9 protein-coding genes are annotated in these 13,323 nt (G+C 64.2%); 3 read left to right on the top strand and 6 right to left on the bottom strand.

The annotated features are described in order from the left end of the window. Positions 1-4: 4 nt before the first annotated feature. Positions 5-193, bottom strand: coding sequence for a hypothetical protein (locus tag V1273_RS09030; protein ID WP_334409328.1), 189 nt, complete (start codon positions 191-193; stop codon positions 5-7). 189 nt (positions 194-382) lie between these two features. Between V1273_RS09030 and V1273_RS09025 the strand changes: the two genes are divergently transcribed. The 3 genes from V1273_RS09025 to V1273_RS09015 all read left to right on the top strand — a co-directional run bounded on the left by V1273_RS09025 (position 383) and on the right by V1273_RS09015 (position 4,579). Continuing rightward, positions 383-2,218, top strand: coding sequence for an aminopeptidase P family protein (locus tag V1273_RS09025; protein WP_334409326.1), 1,836 nt, complete (start codon positions 383-385; stop codon positions 2,216-2,218). Between the two features lie 340 nt (positions 2,219-2,558). Then, positions 2,559-3,836, top strand: a complete 1,278-nt coding sequence (locus tag V1273_RS09020) for a multidrug effflux MFS transporter (protein ID WP_334409325.1) — start codon at positions 2,559-2,561, stop codon at positions 3,834-3,836. A 152-nt stretch (positions 3,837-3,988) separates the two neighbouring features. Then, a complete protein-coding gene (locus V1273_RS09015) occupies positions 3,989-4,579 on the top strand; it encodes a WG repeat-containing protein (protein ID WP_334409323.1) in 591 nt (196 codons plus the stop codon). 220 nt (positions 4,580-4,799) lie between these two features. Here the strand turns inward: V1273_RS09015 and ligA are convergent, their stop codons facing one another. The 5 genes from ligA to ftsZ all read right to left on the bottom strand — a co-directional run bounded on the left by ligA (position 4,800) and on the right by ftsZ (position 13,318). Further along, the gene (gene ligA / locus V1273_RS09010) at positions 4,800-6,950 is read right to left on the bottom strand and encodes an NAD-dependent DNA ligase LigA (protein ID WP_334409322.1); all 2,151 of its coding nucleotides are present in this window, start codon (positions 6,948-6,950) and stop codon (positions 4,800-4,802) included. 191 nt (positions 6,951-7,141) lie between these two features. Continuing rightward, positions 7,142-8,830: a DNA repair protein RecN gene (gene recN, locus V1273_RS09005; RefSeq protein WP_334367434.1), complete on the bottom strand. Its 1,689-nt coding sequence runs from the start codon at positions 8,828-8,830 to the stop codon at positions 7,142-7,144. A 179-nt stretch (positions 8,831-9,009) separates the two neighbouring features. Next, on the bottom strand, positions 9,010-9,918 hold the full coding sequence (locus V1273_RS09000; RefSeq protein WP_442894073.1) for an outer membrane protein assembly factor BamD: 909 nt from the start codon (positions 9,916-9,918) through the stop codon (positions 9,010-9,012). Positions 9,919-10,216: 298 nt separating this feature from the next. Beyond that, entirely contained in the window at positions 10,217-11,176 is a 960-nt protein-coding gene (gene lpxC / locus V1273_RS08995) for a UDP-3-O-acyl-N-acetylglucosamine deacetylase (protein ID WP_334409321.1), read from the bottom strand. Between the two features lie 351 nt (positions 11,177-11,527). After that, positions 11,528-13,318 carry a cell division protein FtsZ gene (ftsZ, locus tag V1273_RS08990; protein WP_334409320.1) on the bottom strand — a complete coding sequence of 597 codons (1,791 nt, stop codon included), beginning with the start codon at positions 13,316-13,318 and terminating at the stop codon, positions 11,528-11,530. Positions 13,319-13,323 lie beyond the last annotated feature (5 nt).

Genomic DNA, 13,323 nt, shown 5'->3' with positions numbered 1-13,323 from the left:
AATTCTAATCGGCTGATCTTGGCCCCTTGCGGGCGACCGCGCCCTTCTCTTGCTTCAACGACCGCTTGACGCGTGCTTCCGCGAACCGGTCGAGGATCTGGACGATGACGCCGCGCTGCTTCTTGTTGGCGACGGGCGGCACGGGGCCGCGACGTTCCGGCGGTGAAATCTTCTCAAACGTGAAAGCAGGCATGGTGTATCCCCTCTTCGTTGAGTTGGAACACTCCTGGAGCTTCTCCCGGTATCTTGAGCTGAGCGGCTACACCGCAATCCGCTCCGTCCGACTAGCGCGGACCGACATATTGAAGCACAGATTATGCCAAATTGTGGCGGAGACTGCCGCATTGCGGACCGCTCCACCCAACCCTAAAGTGACCAGGCAATGTTCGAAGCCCATTTCCAGACATTCGAAGAGCCCGAAGGCGGCGTGGCGCTGACCGCGCGGCTGGCGCGCTTCCGCGAGGAGCTGGCGCGGCGGAAGCTGACGGGATTCGTGGTTCCGCGCGCCGATCAGCAACAGAACGAATATGTCCCGGCCGCCGAAGAACGGCTGGCCTGGCTGAGCGGCTTCACTGGTTCGGCAGGCATGGCGATCGTTCTGACGCGCGATGCCGCGGTTTTCGTCGATGGCCGTTATACGCTGCAGGCCGCCAAGCAGGTCGACCGCAAGGCCTGGCAAATCGAGCCGCTGGCCGATCCGCCGCCGGAGCAGTGGCTGACCAAGCACCTTGCGGCCGGCGACCGGCTCGGTTTCGACCCGTGGCTGCACACGTCGGCGGCAGCCGAGCGTCTGGCAGCCGCCTGCACCAAGGCGGGGGCGGAACTGATTGCGGTCGAAACCAACCCGCTGGATTCGATCTGGACCGAGCGCCCGGCCCCGCCGCTCGGCCGCGTCACCACTCACGGCGTGCAGTTTTCCGGCGAGATCGAAGCCGAAAAACTCAAGCGCATCCGGCTGGAGATCAACAAGCTCGGCGTCGACGCGCTGGTGCTGTCGGACAGCCACGCGGTGGCCTGGACCTTCAACATCCGCGGCGCCGACGTCTCGCACACGCCGCTGCCTTTGTCCTACGCGCTGGTGCCGAAGGACGGCCGCCCCACCATCTTCATCGACCATCGCAAGCTGTCCAACCTGACGCGCGACCATCTCGAACAATCCGCCGAAGTGCGGGAGCCCGACGCGCTGGTGCCTGATCTGACCGAGCTTGCGCGCAGCGGCGCCGCGATTGCGCTTGATGCCGCCACCGCCGCGGACGCGCTGAGCCGGCTGATCGCAGGCGCCGGCGGAAAACCGGTACGCGGCAACGATCCGGTGAGCCTGTTGAAGGCGGTGAAGAATATCACCGAGATCGAGGGCACGCGGACCGCGCACCAGCGCGACGCGGTGGCCCTGGCGCGCTTCCTCGCCTGGATCGACCGCGAGGCGCCGTCGGGCGCGTTGACGGAGATCGATACCGTCGAGGCCCTGGAAACGTTCCGCCGCCAGACCTGCGCGCTGAAGGATGTTTCGTTTCCGACTATCGCCGGCACCGGGCCGAACGGTGCCATCGTGCACTACCGCGTCACCCGCAAGAGCAACCGGCGAATTTCACCCGGCGATCTGCTGCTGATCGATTCCGGCGCGCAATATGAAGACGGCACCACCGACGTCACCCGCACCATCGCAATCGGCAATCCGACCGACGAAATGCGCGATCGTTTCACCCGCGTGCTGCGTGGGCACATCGCGATTGCTCGCGCGGTGTTTCCGGACGGCACCACCGGCGCGCAGATCGACTCCTTTGCGCGGCAATTTTTGTGGCAGGCGGGCCTCGATTTCGAGCACGGCACCGGCCACGGCGTCGGCAGCTATCTCTCGGTGCATGAAGGCCCGGCGCGCATCTCGAAACTCGGCACCACGCCCTTGAAGCGCGGCATGATCCTCTCCAACGAGCCTGGCTACTACAAGACCGACGCCTACGGCATCCGGATCGAGAACCTCGAACTCGTCATCGGCACCGATGTACCCGGCGCCGAGAAGCCGGTGAACGCGTTCGAGACGCTGACGCTGGCGCCGATCGACCGCCGCCTGATCGATGCGAATATGCTGAGCGCAACCGAGCTGAAGTGGCTCAACGACTACCACGAGCGCGTCAACCGCGCGGTGCGCCCGCACCTCGACGACAACGCCACGAAGCTGTGGCTGGACGAAGCGACGGCGGCGATGCTGCCGATTTAGTCACTGTGCCTCATGCAGCCGTAGGATGGGTGGAGCGCAGCGATACCCATCAATGCCGGTGCGCGTGGTGAAACGATGGGTATCGCTGCGCTCCACCCATCCTACTTTCCAGTCGCCCCGGCGACGGCGGAGGATCCGGTACGCCGTGGCCCGCCCCTACAGCGATACGGCGCGGGCGCCGGACACAAAAACCGCGAAAACAACCCCATGCAAAGTAGAATCCAGCGCCCAGTCTCGTACCCGCCTCCTCAATTCAGCATGGCCGCATGCCAAAACGTCCCTGTTCGTGCTGAGCCATCTGGTTAAAAGTCCAATCCAAGCAAAACAGGATCGGAACTGAATGCACGGCGTCGTGGGCAAGCCGCCCGACGCGGCGGCGAATGCCGTCGCGACCTCCAAGATCATGCTGCTGATGCTGGTGGCGATGACCGGCGTCGCGCCGATCTCGCTCTACATGCTGGTGCCGGCGCTGCCCGTGCTGGCGACGACGTTCGGCGGCGACATCTCCGTCGCGCAGATGACGGTGTCGCTCTACATGGTCGGCATCGCCTGCTCGCAGCTCATCATGGGACCGCTGTCGGACAAGTTCGGACGCCGGCCGGTGCTGCTCGCGGGCCTTGCGCTCATGGTGGCGGCGAGCGTCGGCTGCTCGCTGGCGCAGACGCTGCCGCAACTGATTGCCGCGCGCTTCCTGCAGGCACTCGGCGGCGCGACCGGCATGGTGGTGAGCCGCGCCATCATCCGCGATCTCTACAGCCGCGACCGCATCAGCTCGATGATCAGCCTCGTGATTGCCGTCATGATGATGGCGCAGATGCTCAGCGCGCTGGTCGGCGGCCTCCTGGAGACCGCGTTCGGCTGGCGCGCCATCTTCTATTTCATCACGGCGGCTTCGCTCAGCGTCGCGGTCCTGATCGCGCTGGCGCTGCCCGAGACGCGCGGCGAACGCAGCGAGAGCAGCAGCTTCCGCGGCGACGTCGGCAAGCTGATCCGCAACCGCGCCTTCATCGGCTATGTGCTGTGCCAGGTGCTGGCTTCCCAGATTATTTTCATGTTCGCCGGCGGCGGACCTTACATCGTGGTGACGCAGATGGGCCGAACCACGGCCGAATATGGCGCGTGGTTCGCGACGACGGGATTTGCCTATCTGATCGGCAATGTGTTCTGCGTCCGTTTCGCGCCGCGGCATTCGCTGGAGAAGCTGATCTGGTTCGGGCTCGCGGTGCAATTCGGCGGCGCCCTCTTGAACCTCGTCTTGAGCATTGCCGGGATCAACCAGGCGCCGCTCTGGCTGTTCGGCACCCAGATGATCGTGATGGTCGCGAACGCCTTCGTTATGAACAACGCCGCGGCCGGCGCCATCAGCGCGCGTCCCGAGGCCGCCGGCACCGCCTCCGGCGCGATGGGCTTTCTGCAGCAGGGCATCGGCGCGCTGGTCTCGCAATTCGGCGCCTATCTCGGCGGCCACTCCACGACCACGCTGCCGCTGACGGCGGCGATCTTCGCACTGTCCATCGCGTGTGCTTGCTCCATGTTCTTCCTCGTGCCGCGGCGAACGGTTGTGGTCAGCGAGGAGCTCATGGAGAAGGCGGAGGAGGAAGACTCGCGGATGTTGTGAGGAGTGGTGCTGCGCATCCCCTCGTCATTGCGAGCGCAGCGAAGCAATCCACCTATCCGCTTGCTACGTCCTACTTTCTTACGCCGCAATTGATTGCTTCGCTGCGCTAGCAACGACGGCTGTATACAGCCCGCCTCCCACGAGCGTGCATAATGCCTGATTTTCTCAAGATCGTTGCGCTGAGCGCCCTGCTTGTACTCTCGTCCAAGCCGATCATTGCAGGCGATCAGGACACGGTTGCGCCAGTGGTCTTCGATTGCTGGGAGCCCGAGCGCATTTTCAAGCAATGCGCGGCAACCGGCGCCGACGGGCGGCCGCGCTTGAAGCCATCCTATTTGGCTCGACTTCGATATGACCGTGATGGGCTGGCTTCCGTCTTGTTGATGGATCGGACTGACACACGAAAAGGCCAATGGTTCTACGTTCGACGAGGCGTCATCCCGATGCCGGTTGAATTCATGGACAACGGCCCGGACTATTTCAAGGATGGTCTCGCGCGGTCGCGGGTCGGAGGCAAGATTGGGTACATCGACCGCAAACTCAACCTCGTGATTCCAGCGACGTATGACGGAGCTTATCCATTCGAGGATGGGGTTGCCGTCGTCTGCACAGCTTGCACGATTGCCGGCGACGGCGAGCATAGCTGGTACGAGGGCGGACAATGGGGGCGCATTGATCGCAAGGGCCGTGTAGTGTCGCCCTTCCGGCCTTGGGAGAAAGGTAGGCGCCTCGAATTCGACTGACGGCCGAACGCTTGCGAGGAACTGCTCGGCGGATTCGGCAATGCCATAGCCCGGATGAGCGGAGCGACATCCGGGAGCGGTGGCCCCTGTGTACCAATGCCGCGAACGGCGGCCTAACCCCGTCATTGCGAGCGAAGCGAAGCAATCCATGGCGCGACAAGCTGAGAGATGGATTGCTTCGTCGCGTCGCTCCTCGCAACGACGGTGGGAGGACAACCTCTCACTCCCCGATCAGCTTCAGCCACTCGTCCTCCGTCAACACCGGCACGCCGTGCTTCTTGGCTTCCGCGAGTTTTGAACCCGCGCCCGGCCCCGCAACGACGTAGTCCGTTTTCTTCGACACCGAACCGGCGGCCTTGGCGCCCAGCCGCTCGGCGGTGGCCTTGGCTTCGTCCCGCGTCATCTTTTCCAGCGAGCCGGTGAACACCACGGTCTTGCCGGCGACGGCCGAATTGCTCTTGGGCTTCTCGGCGTCAATGATCTCGCTGAGCTCCTTGACCAGCCGCTCGACGATGCCGCGGTTATGGCTTTCGCCGAAATAGGCGGCGACGCTCTTGATCACGGTGTCGCCGATCTGGTCGAGCGCATCCATCTCGGCGATGGTGTCCTCGTCGCCCTTGGCGACCTTGAGGCAGGCATCGTGGAATGCATCCCAGGAACCGTAGCCGCGCGCCAGTGCCAGCGCGGTTGTCTCGCCGACATGGCGCATGCCGAGGGCGTAGATGAAGCGCTCCAACGAAATGCGGCGGCGGTTCTCGATCGCGGCGAACAGGTTGCGCACCGAGGTTTCACCGTAGCCCTCGATCTCCTCGAGCTTCAGCCTGGCGTTACGTTTCGGCAGCGTGAAGATGTCGGCCGGCTCCCGCACCCATTCGCGGTCGAAGAAGTACTGGAGCTGCTTCTCCCCGAGCCCGTCGATATCGAACGCCCGGCGCGACACGAACAGTTTCAGATGCTCGATCTTCTGGAACGGACAGGCGAACTCGCCGGTACAGCGGGCGCGCGAGCCTTCCTCGCCAGTTGCCGTCTCCTCGCGCACCACGTCGGTATGCAGCGGGCACGGGCACTTCTTCGGGAAGTGAAATTCCCTGGCGCCTCTCGGCCGCTTGTCGATGACGACATCGACCACCTGCGGGATCACATCGCCGGCGCGCTGGATCACGACGGTGTCGCCGAGCCTGATGTCACGGCCCTCGCGCAGCACTTCGCCCTTGTTGCCGATACCCTTGATGTAGTCCTCATTGTGCAGCGTGACGTTTTGCACGATGACGCCGCCGACACCGACCGGCTCCAGCTTGCCGACTGGCGTGAACGAGCCGGTGCGCCCGACCTGGATCTCGATGTCGCGCAGCACCGTCATGGCCCGCTCGGCCGGGAATTTGTGCGCGACGGCCCAGCGCGGCGTGCGCGAGACGAAGCCGAGCCGCTCCTGCCAATCGATACGGTCGATCTTGTAGACGACGCCGTCGATGTCGTAGTCGAGCTCGCCGCGCTGCTCCTCGATCTCGTGATGGAACGCGATCAAGTGCTCGACGGAGTGACAGAGTTTTGTCAGCGGATTGGTCTTGAAGCCGCAGCGCTCGAACCAGTGGATCATGTCGGTTTGAGTCTTTTCGGGCATCGCGCTCATCTGGCCCCAGGAATAGGCGAAGAAGCCAAGCGGGCGCGAGGCCGTAATGCTCGGGTCCTTCTGACGCAGCGAGCCTGCAGCCGAATTGCGCGGGTTTGCAAAAATGGTATCGCCTGCGGCCTTCTGGCGCTCGTTCAGCGCAAGGAACGCCTTCTTGGTCATGTAGACCTCGCCGCGCACCTCGCAGATGTCAGGAACGTTGCGGCCTTTCAGCTTCTGCGGCACGTCTTCGAGCGTGCGGATATTGGCGGTGACGTCTTCGCCTTCCGCGCCGTCGCCACGGGTAGCGGCGGTGACGAGTTCGCCCCCCTCATAGCGCAGAGACATCGACAGCCCATCGATCTTCGGCTCGGCGGAAAAGTTGATCTTGTCGTCCGGCAGCTTCAGGAAACGCGTGATGCGGCCGACGAAGTCGAGCACGTCCTGCTCGGCGAAGGCGTTGTCCAGCGACAGCATCGGCACCGCATGGCGGACTTTCTTGAAGCGGCCCGATGGCGTCGCGCCGATCTTTTGCGATGGCGATTCCGCTGTAACGAGCTCGGGAAACCGCTTTTCAATCGCGTTGAAGCGCTGCCGCAGGGCGTCGTATTCGGCATCGCTGATGCTGGGCGCATCTTCCTGGTAATAGCGCTTGTCGTGCTCTTCGAGCTCCAGCGCCAGCCGCATGTGCTCGACCTTGGCCTGCGCCTTGGTGAGTTTTCCGACGTCGGTGGGGGTCTTTGTTTTCGCTGTCTTGGCCATGTAGGTTGAATACGACGAACGTCGCTCGGAGAAAAGGCGGTGGCGGACATCGTTCCCCGATGCTGCAGCGCGCTCGGCGATGCGCAGAATCGTGCGGACGGTGCGCTGCTGATCCGGAGTCCATCCGCACGGTAGGTCCCGGCTCTGCGGCGCAGCGTTTCACGCTGCACCGCATCCGGGACACGAGCAGATTACGCCGTCGCGGCGCGCAACAGTCGTTCCGCCGCCGCCCTCGCCTCGGCTGTGATCTCCGCCCCCGCCAGCATGCGGGCGATTTCCTCGCGGCGGTGGTCGGCGGCGAGCGCGTTGACGCGGGTGGCGACGCGCTTGCCCTTGTCGAGCGCGTCCTTGGAAATCAAAAGATGCTGGTTCGCCCTTGCGGCAACCTGCGGCGCGTGCGTCACCGCCATCACCTGGACCTGGCCGGCGAGCCGCGACAACCGCGCGCCGATCGCATCCGCCACCGCGCCGCCGACGCCGGTATCGATTTCGTCGAACACCAGCGTGGGCGCCGAGCCGCGATCGGACAGCACCACCTTGAGCGCCAGCAGGAACCGCGACAGCTCGCCGCCGGAGGCGACCTTCATCAACGGTCCCGGCTTTGTCCCCGGATTGGTCTGGACCCAGAACTCGACGCGGTCGATGCCCTGCGGCCCCGGTGACTTCGCATCGGTGTCGACCTGCGTCATGAATTTCGCGCGCTCGAGTTTCAGCGGCGCGAGTTCGGCGTTGACGGCCTTGTTGAGTTTTTCGGCGGACTTAGCTCGGGCCGCCGACAGCTTCGCCGCCGCCGCGCCGTAGCGCTGGTCGGCCTCGGCAGCCGCCGCTTCCAGCTTCTTTAACCGATCGGCGCCGGCGTCGATCAGTGCGACATCGGAGACGAATTTGGCAGCCAGTGCTGCGAGCCCATCGACCGGTGTGGAATATTTGCGCGAGGCAGCGCGCAGCGCAAACAGCCGCTCCTCGATCCGCTCCAGCTCGGCCGGATCGAAATCGGCCGCAACCAGCGCGGCGCTGAGATGCTGGTCGGCCTCCTCCAGCGCATTGATTGCGATGTCGATCGCCTTCACCGCCGGCTCGACCAGCGCCGGCGAATTGGCGGCGCGGCGCTCGAGGCGGCGCACGGCCGCTGCCAGCGCCGGCACCGGCGAGTTTTGGCCGCCGACCGCCTCCTGCGCCTCACGCAGGTCGCTGGCGATCTTCTCGCCCTGCATCATGGTGGTGCGGCGTTCGGCGAGTGCGGTCTCCTCGCCGTCCTTCGGCTTCAGCGCCTTGAGCTCGTCGGCGGCGTGGCGCAAATAATCCGCCTCGCGCGCGGCGCGTTCCATGCTGGCGCGATGCTCATCGAGTGCCTGGTGGGCGGTGCGCCGCGCCTCCCACAGCGTCTCCAGCGCGGCGACTTCTTTCTCGAGCCCGGCAAAGGCATCGAGCAACTGCCGGTGCGTCGAGGCGTCGACCAGCGCGCGCTCGTCATGCTGGCCGTGAATTTCGACCAGCGCCGCGCCGACCGCCTTTAGGGTCTGCACGCTGATCGATTGGTCGTTGATGAAGGCGCGGGTGCGGCCGTCGGCGAGCTGCACGCGGCGAAGAATCATTTCGCAAGCATCTTGAGAACTCGCGTCGTCGAGGCCGTTCTCGGAAAGGATCTTTGTCGCGGGATGGCCTTTGGGAACGTCGAAGGTGGCGGTCACCTGGCCCTGCTCCGCGCCATGGCGAACCAGGCCCGCATCACCGCGGCCGCCGAGCGCCAGCGCGAAGGCATCGAGCAGGATGGATTTGCCCGCGCCGGTTTCGCCGGTCAGCACCGCGAGGCCACGGGAGAATTCGATATCGAGCCGTTCGATCAGGACGATGTCACGGATCGACAGACGCGCCAGCATGCGAAGTCAATTCCTAGTGGTCCAGTTCTAACATTCGCTCCCCGCTCGGGGAGCCACTTTGCGAATGTTAGAATCAAAAGGACCACTAGCAAATATAAAGCTGGTAGTGGAGCTTTACGGATTTGACATTCGCTTCACGAAGTCGCGGCAAGTATCGAGCGAATGTCAAATCCGCTCCACTACCCGAGACCCAACTTCTTGAAGGCCCTGGAAATATAGGAACCCTTGTTCTCGCTCGGCTCGAGCCCGCCCGACTTTACAAGATTATAGGCGTCCTTGTACCAGCGGCTGTCAGGAAAATTGTGCCCAAGTACGGCTGCCGCCGTCTGCGCCTCGCCGACGATGCCGATCGCCATATAGGCCTCGGTGAGTCGCGCCAGCGCTTCCTCAACATGCCGCGTGGTCTGGTAGCGGGTGACCACGGTCTTGAAGCGGTTGATGGCGGCGGTGTAGTCGCGCCGTTCCATGTAATAGCGGCCGACGTCCATTTCCTTGCCGGCGAGCTGGTCGCGCGCGCCTTCGAGCTTGGCCTTGGCGGAGTTGGCGTATTCCGAGGTCGGATATTTGCGAATCACCTCTTCCAGCGCCGCAATCGCCTTTTCAGTGCGGCCCTGGTCGCGAGATATGTCCGGGATCTGGTCATAATGCGAGGCCGCGATCAGATATTGCGCGTAAGCCGCATCGGCGCTGCCGGGATGCAGTGTGACGTAACGCGTCGCTGCGCCGATGCAGCTATCGTAATCGCCGGCATTGTAAAAGGAGTAGGCCGACATCAAGAGCGATTTGCGCGCCCAGTCGGAATAAGGATGCTGGCGATCGACCTCCTCGAATTTCTTCGATGCCCCCTTCAGATCCTTGCGCTGGTTCATCAGGTACAAGCCCTCATTGTAGAGCTTGTCCGCCGGCTCTTCGTTGAAGGTGTCGTCCTTGGCGGTGAACTTGTCCCACAGCGCACCGGTGCCGCAGCCGCTCAAGGGAATGGCGAGCGCAATCAGGCCAGCCGCCAGCCGCAACGACCGTGCGGCGCGAGCAAGGCTGAGGCGCCCGAGTGATTTGCCTGGTTCGAGCGTCATACGCTGTGCCGACATGGAATCTGTGACCTGACGCCTTTGATGCGGTTGATGACTGAGCCCGCCCGTCCATGAACCGCGGTCATGGATGCCATATTCCCCGTGCCCCAAATTTCTTGAGCCCAATACGCGTTGCGCCTTGTGGTGCTACCGCGGGCTTCTCTAGCCGAAAAATGGTCCTCGACCAACCGAATACGCAGCCAATTCGCCCGGATTAAGGCGGCTGAACGCCCACGTTACCACTGTGGTTACTACGCAAAACTCGCCCGAGCGGCGCAAAACAGCTCAAAATTCGGAGGTTTTGCAAAGACGAAAGTCAGGAAACGTCGGGACCATAGGCGGGGGCGATCATGCCGCCCACCATGCCCGCGCCGGCCTCGACATAGGCGCGGGGACGGCGTGCCGGTTCGGCCTCGACCACCCGCCAGGCGCTGCGATCGGCCAACAGGGCGGTCAGCACGGCGTGGTTCAGCTTGTGACCGCCACGTACCGAACGGTAGGCGCCGAGCAGCGGCAGACCAGCCAGGGTCAAATCACCGACCGCATCCAGCGCCTTGTGGCGGGCGCACTCGTCGCTGAAGCGCAGCCCTTCGGTGTTGAGCAGGCGGGTTTCGTCGAACACCACCGTATTCTCAAACGAGGCGCCACGCGCATAACCGGCGCCCCAGAGTCGTGCGACGTTGTTCATGAAGCCAAAGGTCCGGGCGCGGGAAATCTCGCGGCGGAAGCTTTCGGGGCTGAGATCGATGGAATATTTCTGGCAACCGATCATGGCGTTGTCGAAGTCGATCTCGACCTCGACGCGGAACCCGTTGCCATGCGGGCGCAACTCGCCAAAACTGTCGCCGATCGCGAGCTGCACGGACTTGAGCACCTGAATGAAGCGGCGGGAGGCCGACTGGGTGACGATGCCGGCTTGGTCGATAGCGGCAACGAAAGCCGCCGCGCTGCCGTCCATAATCGGAACTTCGGGGCCGTCGACTTCGATGATGGCGTTATCGACACCCATGCCGCGCAGGGCAGCAAGGACATGTTCGGCGGTGGAAACCAGCGGCCCCTCGCGGTCGCCAAGAACGGTAGCAAGATCGGTGGCGGTTACGGAGGCGGCTACTGCGGGGACCTCGCGATCGGCCTCATCCAGGCCGGTACGGACAAAAACAAAACCCGCATCCACAGGAGCAGGTCCAAGCGTCAGGCTGACAGGTAATCCGGAATGAACGCCAACGCCCGTTACGGTGGCTTGCGACCGAAGCGTGGTTTGGCGGCTGAATTTCATCGATAACTGCCCACTACCCGACTTAACCCAAAGACGGGAACCGCGCGCTAGCGCCGATTCGCGTTCTAGGCATCCCCAAGTCACGGCAGACCATAGACATTGCCCTAAGGCGCACAACTCACGCTTCTTTACGGATTGTTACCCTATCTCTGCCGCATTCGCGCCAAGGGTTAACCAAACTCCGACACGGCCAGACGCCGTTAGAGCTTCGGTGTTTGGTCACGAAATGAATAATTAATGATTTAAAATCAGTTGGTTGGCCAATCCTCTGAACCCCGGCACCAGGCCCAAGAGAAGGGCCCCGACTGTTCCAGCCGGGGCCCCTTGGATCACCTCGGTTGTAACAAAAGCTCAGTTGGCCTGGCGTCGGAGGAAGGCCGGGATATCAAGATGGTCGTCGCCCTGTGGCGCCGGTGCAACAGGTGCCGGGCGGCCATGGACATCCAGACCCTGCGGTGCCGAGCGCTTTGCATACTCCGATACCGGCTCGTGATTCGCCGTTTGCTGGGCGACAGTGCGCTGCGGCTTGCGTTCGGGCAGCGGCGCCATCGACGGGCCGGAGGCACGTGCCGCGATCGGCGGCTCGGTCTCTTCGTCGCGGCGGCCGAGGCCGACATTGGCGAGCCGCTGCAACAGCGACAGGCGCGTCTTCTGCGGATGCTCCTCCTCAGGCTCGCCGCGGGCGTGCCGGATCTCGGCTTGGGCGGGCATCGGGAGGTCCTCGAACTTCGGCATCCGCGGCGTGCGGGCCGGCGGACGTTCGGCCGCCTGCGGGATGAAGGTTTCGGGCGCCGGCGCCTCCGGCTCGACGCGGGCGGCCTCCTTGTGATCCGGGAACAGCGTCGGCTTTTGCGCGATCGGGCGAACCGTGACGTCGCCATAGGAGGCTGGCTGGATCGGGGCCTGTTGCGGCGTCTCAACCGCCGCAGCGATCGCGGCAAGCGCCGCGCGCTCGACGTTGCCGCGCTGCGCCGGCGTAGCGGCAGGTGCCGGAGCAACCGCCTGCGGCGCAGCCGCCGGCTCGAGCTTCTGGGCGCGTTCGGCCAGGCGCGCATTGTCGGCGCGCAGGCGAGCGGTCAGTTCGGCCAGCCGGTTGTCCGGCGAAGACGGCGTGGCAGAGGCGGTGGTTGCGGTGGTGGTGGCAGCGGCGGCGGTGCCCGCGTTGCGCGCAATCTGCGACTGGTCGATGCCGGTGGCGACTACGGAGACGCGGATGATGCCGTCGAGCGATTCGTCGAAGGTGGCGCCGACGATGATGTTGGCGTCCTGGTCGACTTCCTCGCGAATCCGCGTCGCGGCTTCGTCGACTTCGAACAAAGTGAGGTCCTTGCCGCCGGTGATCGAGATCAACAGGCCGCGCGCCCCCTTCATCGAGGAATCATCGATCAGCGGGTTGGCGATCGCGGCTTCGGCCGCGGTCAGCGCGCGCTTCTCGCCGGTCGCCTCGCCGGTGCCCATCATCGCCTTGCCCATTTCCCTCATCACCGCTCTTACGTCGGCGAAGTCGAGATTGATCAGGCCTTCCTTCACCATGAGATCGGTGATGCAGGCGACGCCCGAATAGAGCACCTGGTCGGCCATCGCGAAGGCGTCGGCGAAGGTGGTCTTTTCGTTGGCGACCCGGAACAGGTTCTGGTTCGGGATGATCAGCAGCGTGTCGACCACCTTGTGCAGCTCGGCGATGCCGGACTCGGCGGTGCGCATGCGGCGCTGGCCTTCGAAGTGGAACGGCTTGGTGACGACGCCGACGGTGAGGATGCCCATGTCGCGCGCGGTCTTGGCAATCACCGGAGCGGCGCCGGTGCCGGTGCCGCCGCCCATGCCGGCGGTGACGAACACCATGTTGGCGCCCGAGAGATGGTCGCGCAGCTCGTCGATCACTTCCTGTGCCGCCGCCGCGCCGACATCAGGCTGGGACCCCGCGCCGAGGCCCTGCGTCACCTGGGTGCCCATCTGCACGATGCGCTGGGCCTTCGACATGGTCAGCGCCTGCGCGTCGGTGTTGGCGACGACGAAATCGACCCCCTGCAACCCGGCAGTGATCATGTTGTTGACGGCATTGCCGCCTGCTCCACCGACGCCGAAGACGGTAATCCGCGGTTTCAGCTCACTGATGTCAGGGGGGGTCAGATTGAGTGCCATGGTTA

Source organism: Bradyrhizobium sp. AZCC 1721, from assembly GCF_036924715.1.
GTDB lineage: Bacteria > Pseudomonadota > Alphaproteobacteria > Rhizobiales > Xanthobacteraceae > Bradyrhizobium.
The sequence above is the reverse complement of the archived record's forward strand: the minus strand, read 5'-3'. Positions and strand labels throughout refer to the sequence as shown.

Bases quoted from the DNA above. Each gene is read 5' to 3' on its own strand.
- ftsZ (WP_334409320.1), bottom strand. From the start codon at position 13,318: ATGGCACTCAATCTGACCCCCCCTGACATCAGTGAGCTGAAACCGCGG.
- V1273_RS09000 (WP_442894073.1), bottom strand. From the start codon at position 9,918: ATGTCGGCACAGCGTATGACGCTCGAACCAGGCAAATCACTCGGGCGC.
- ligA (WP_334409322.1), bottom strand. From the start codon at position 6,950: ATGGCCAAGACAGCGAAAACAAAGACCCCCACCGACGTCGGAAAACTC.
- lpxC (WP_334409321.1), bottom strand. From the start codon at position 11,176: ATGAAATTCAGCCGCCAAACCACGCTTCGGTCGCAAGCCACCGTAACG.
- V1273_RS09025 (WP_334409326.1), top strand. From the start codon at position 383: ATGTTCGAAGCCCATTTCCAGACATTCGAAGAGCCCGAAGGCGGCGTG.
- V1273_RS09015 (WP_334409323.1), top strand. From the start codon at position 3,989: ATGCCTGATTTTCTCAAGATCGTTGCGCTGAGCGCCCTGCTTGTACTC.
- recN (WP_334367434.1), bottom strand. From the start codon at position 8,830: ATGCTGGCGCGTCTGTCGATCCGTGACATCGTCCTGATCGAACGGCTC.
- V1273_RS09030 (WP_334409328.1), bottom strand. From the start codon at position 193: ATGCCTGCTTTCACGTTTGAGAAGATTTCACCGCCGGAACGTCGCGGC.
- V1273_RS09020 (WP_334409325.1), top strand. From the start codon at position 2,559: ATGCACGGCGTCGTGGGCAAGCCGCCCGACGCGGCGGCGAATGCCGTC.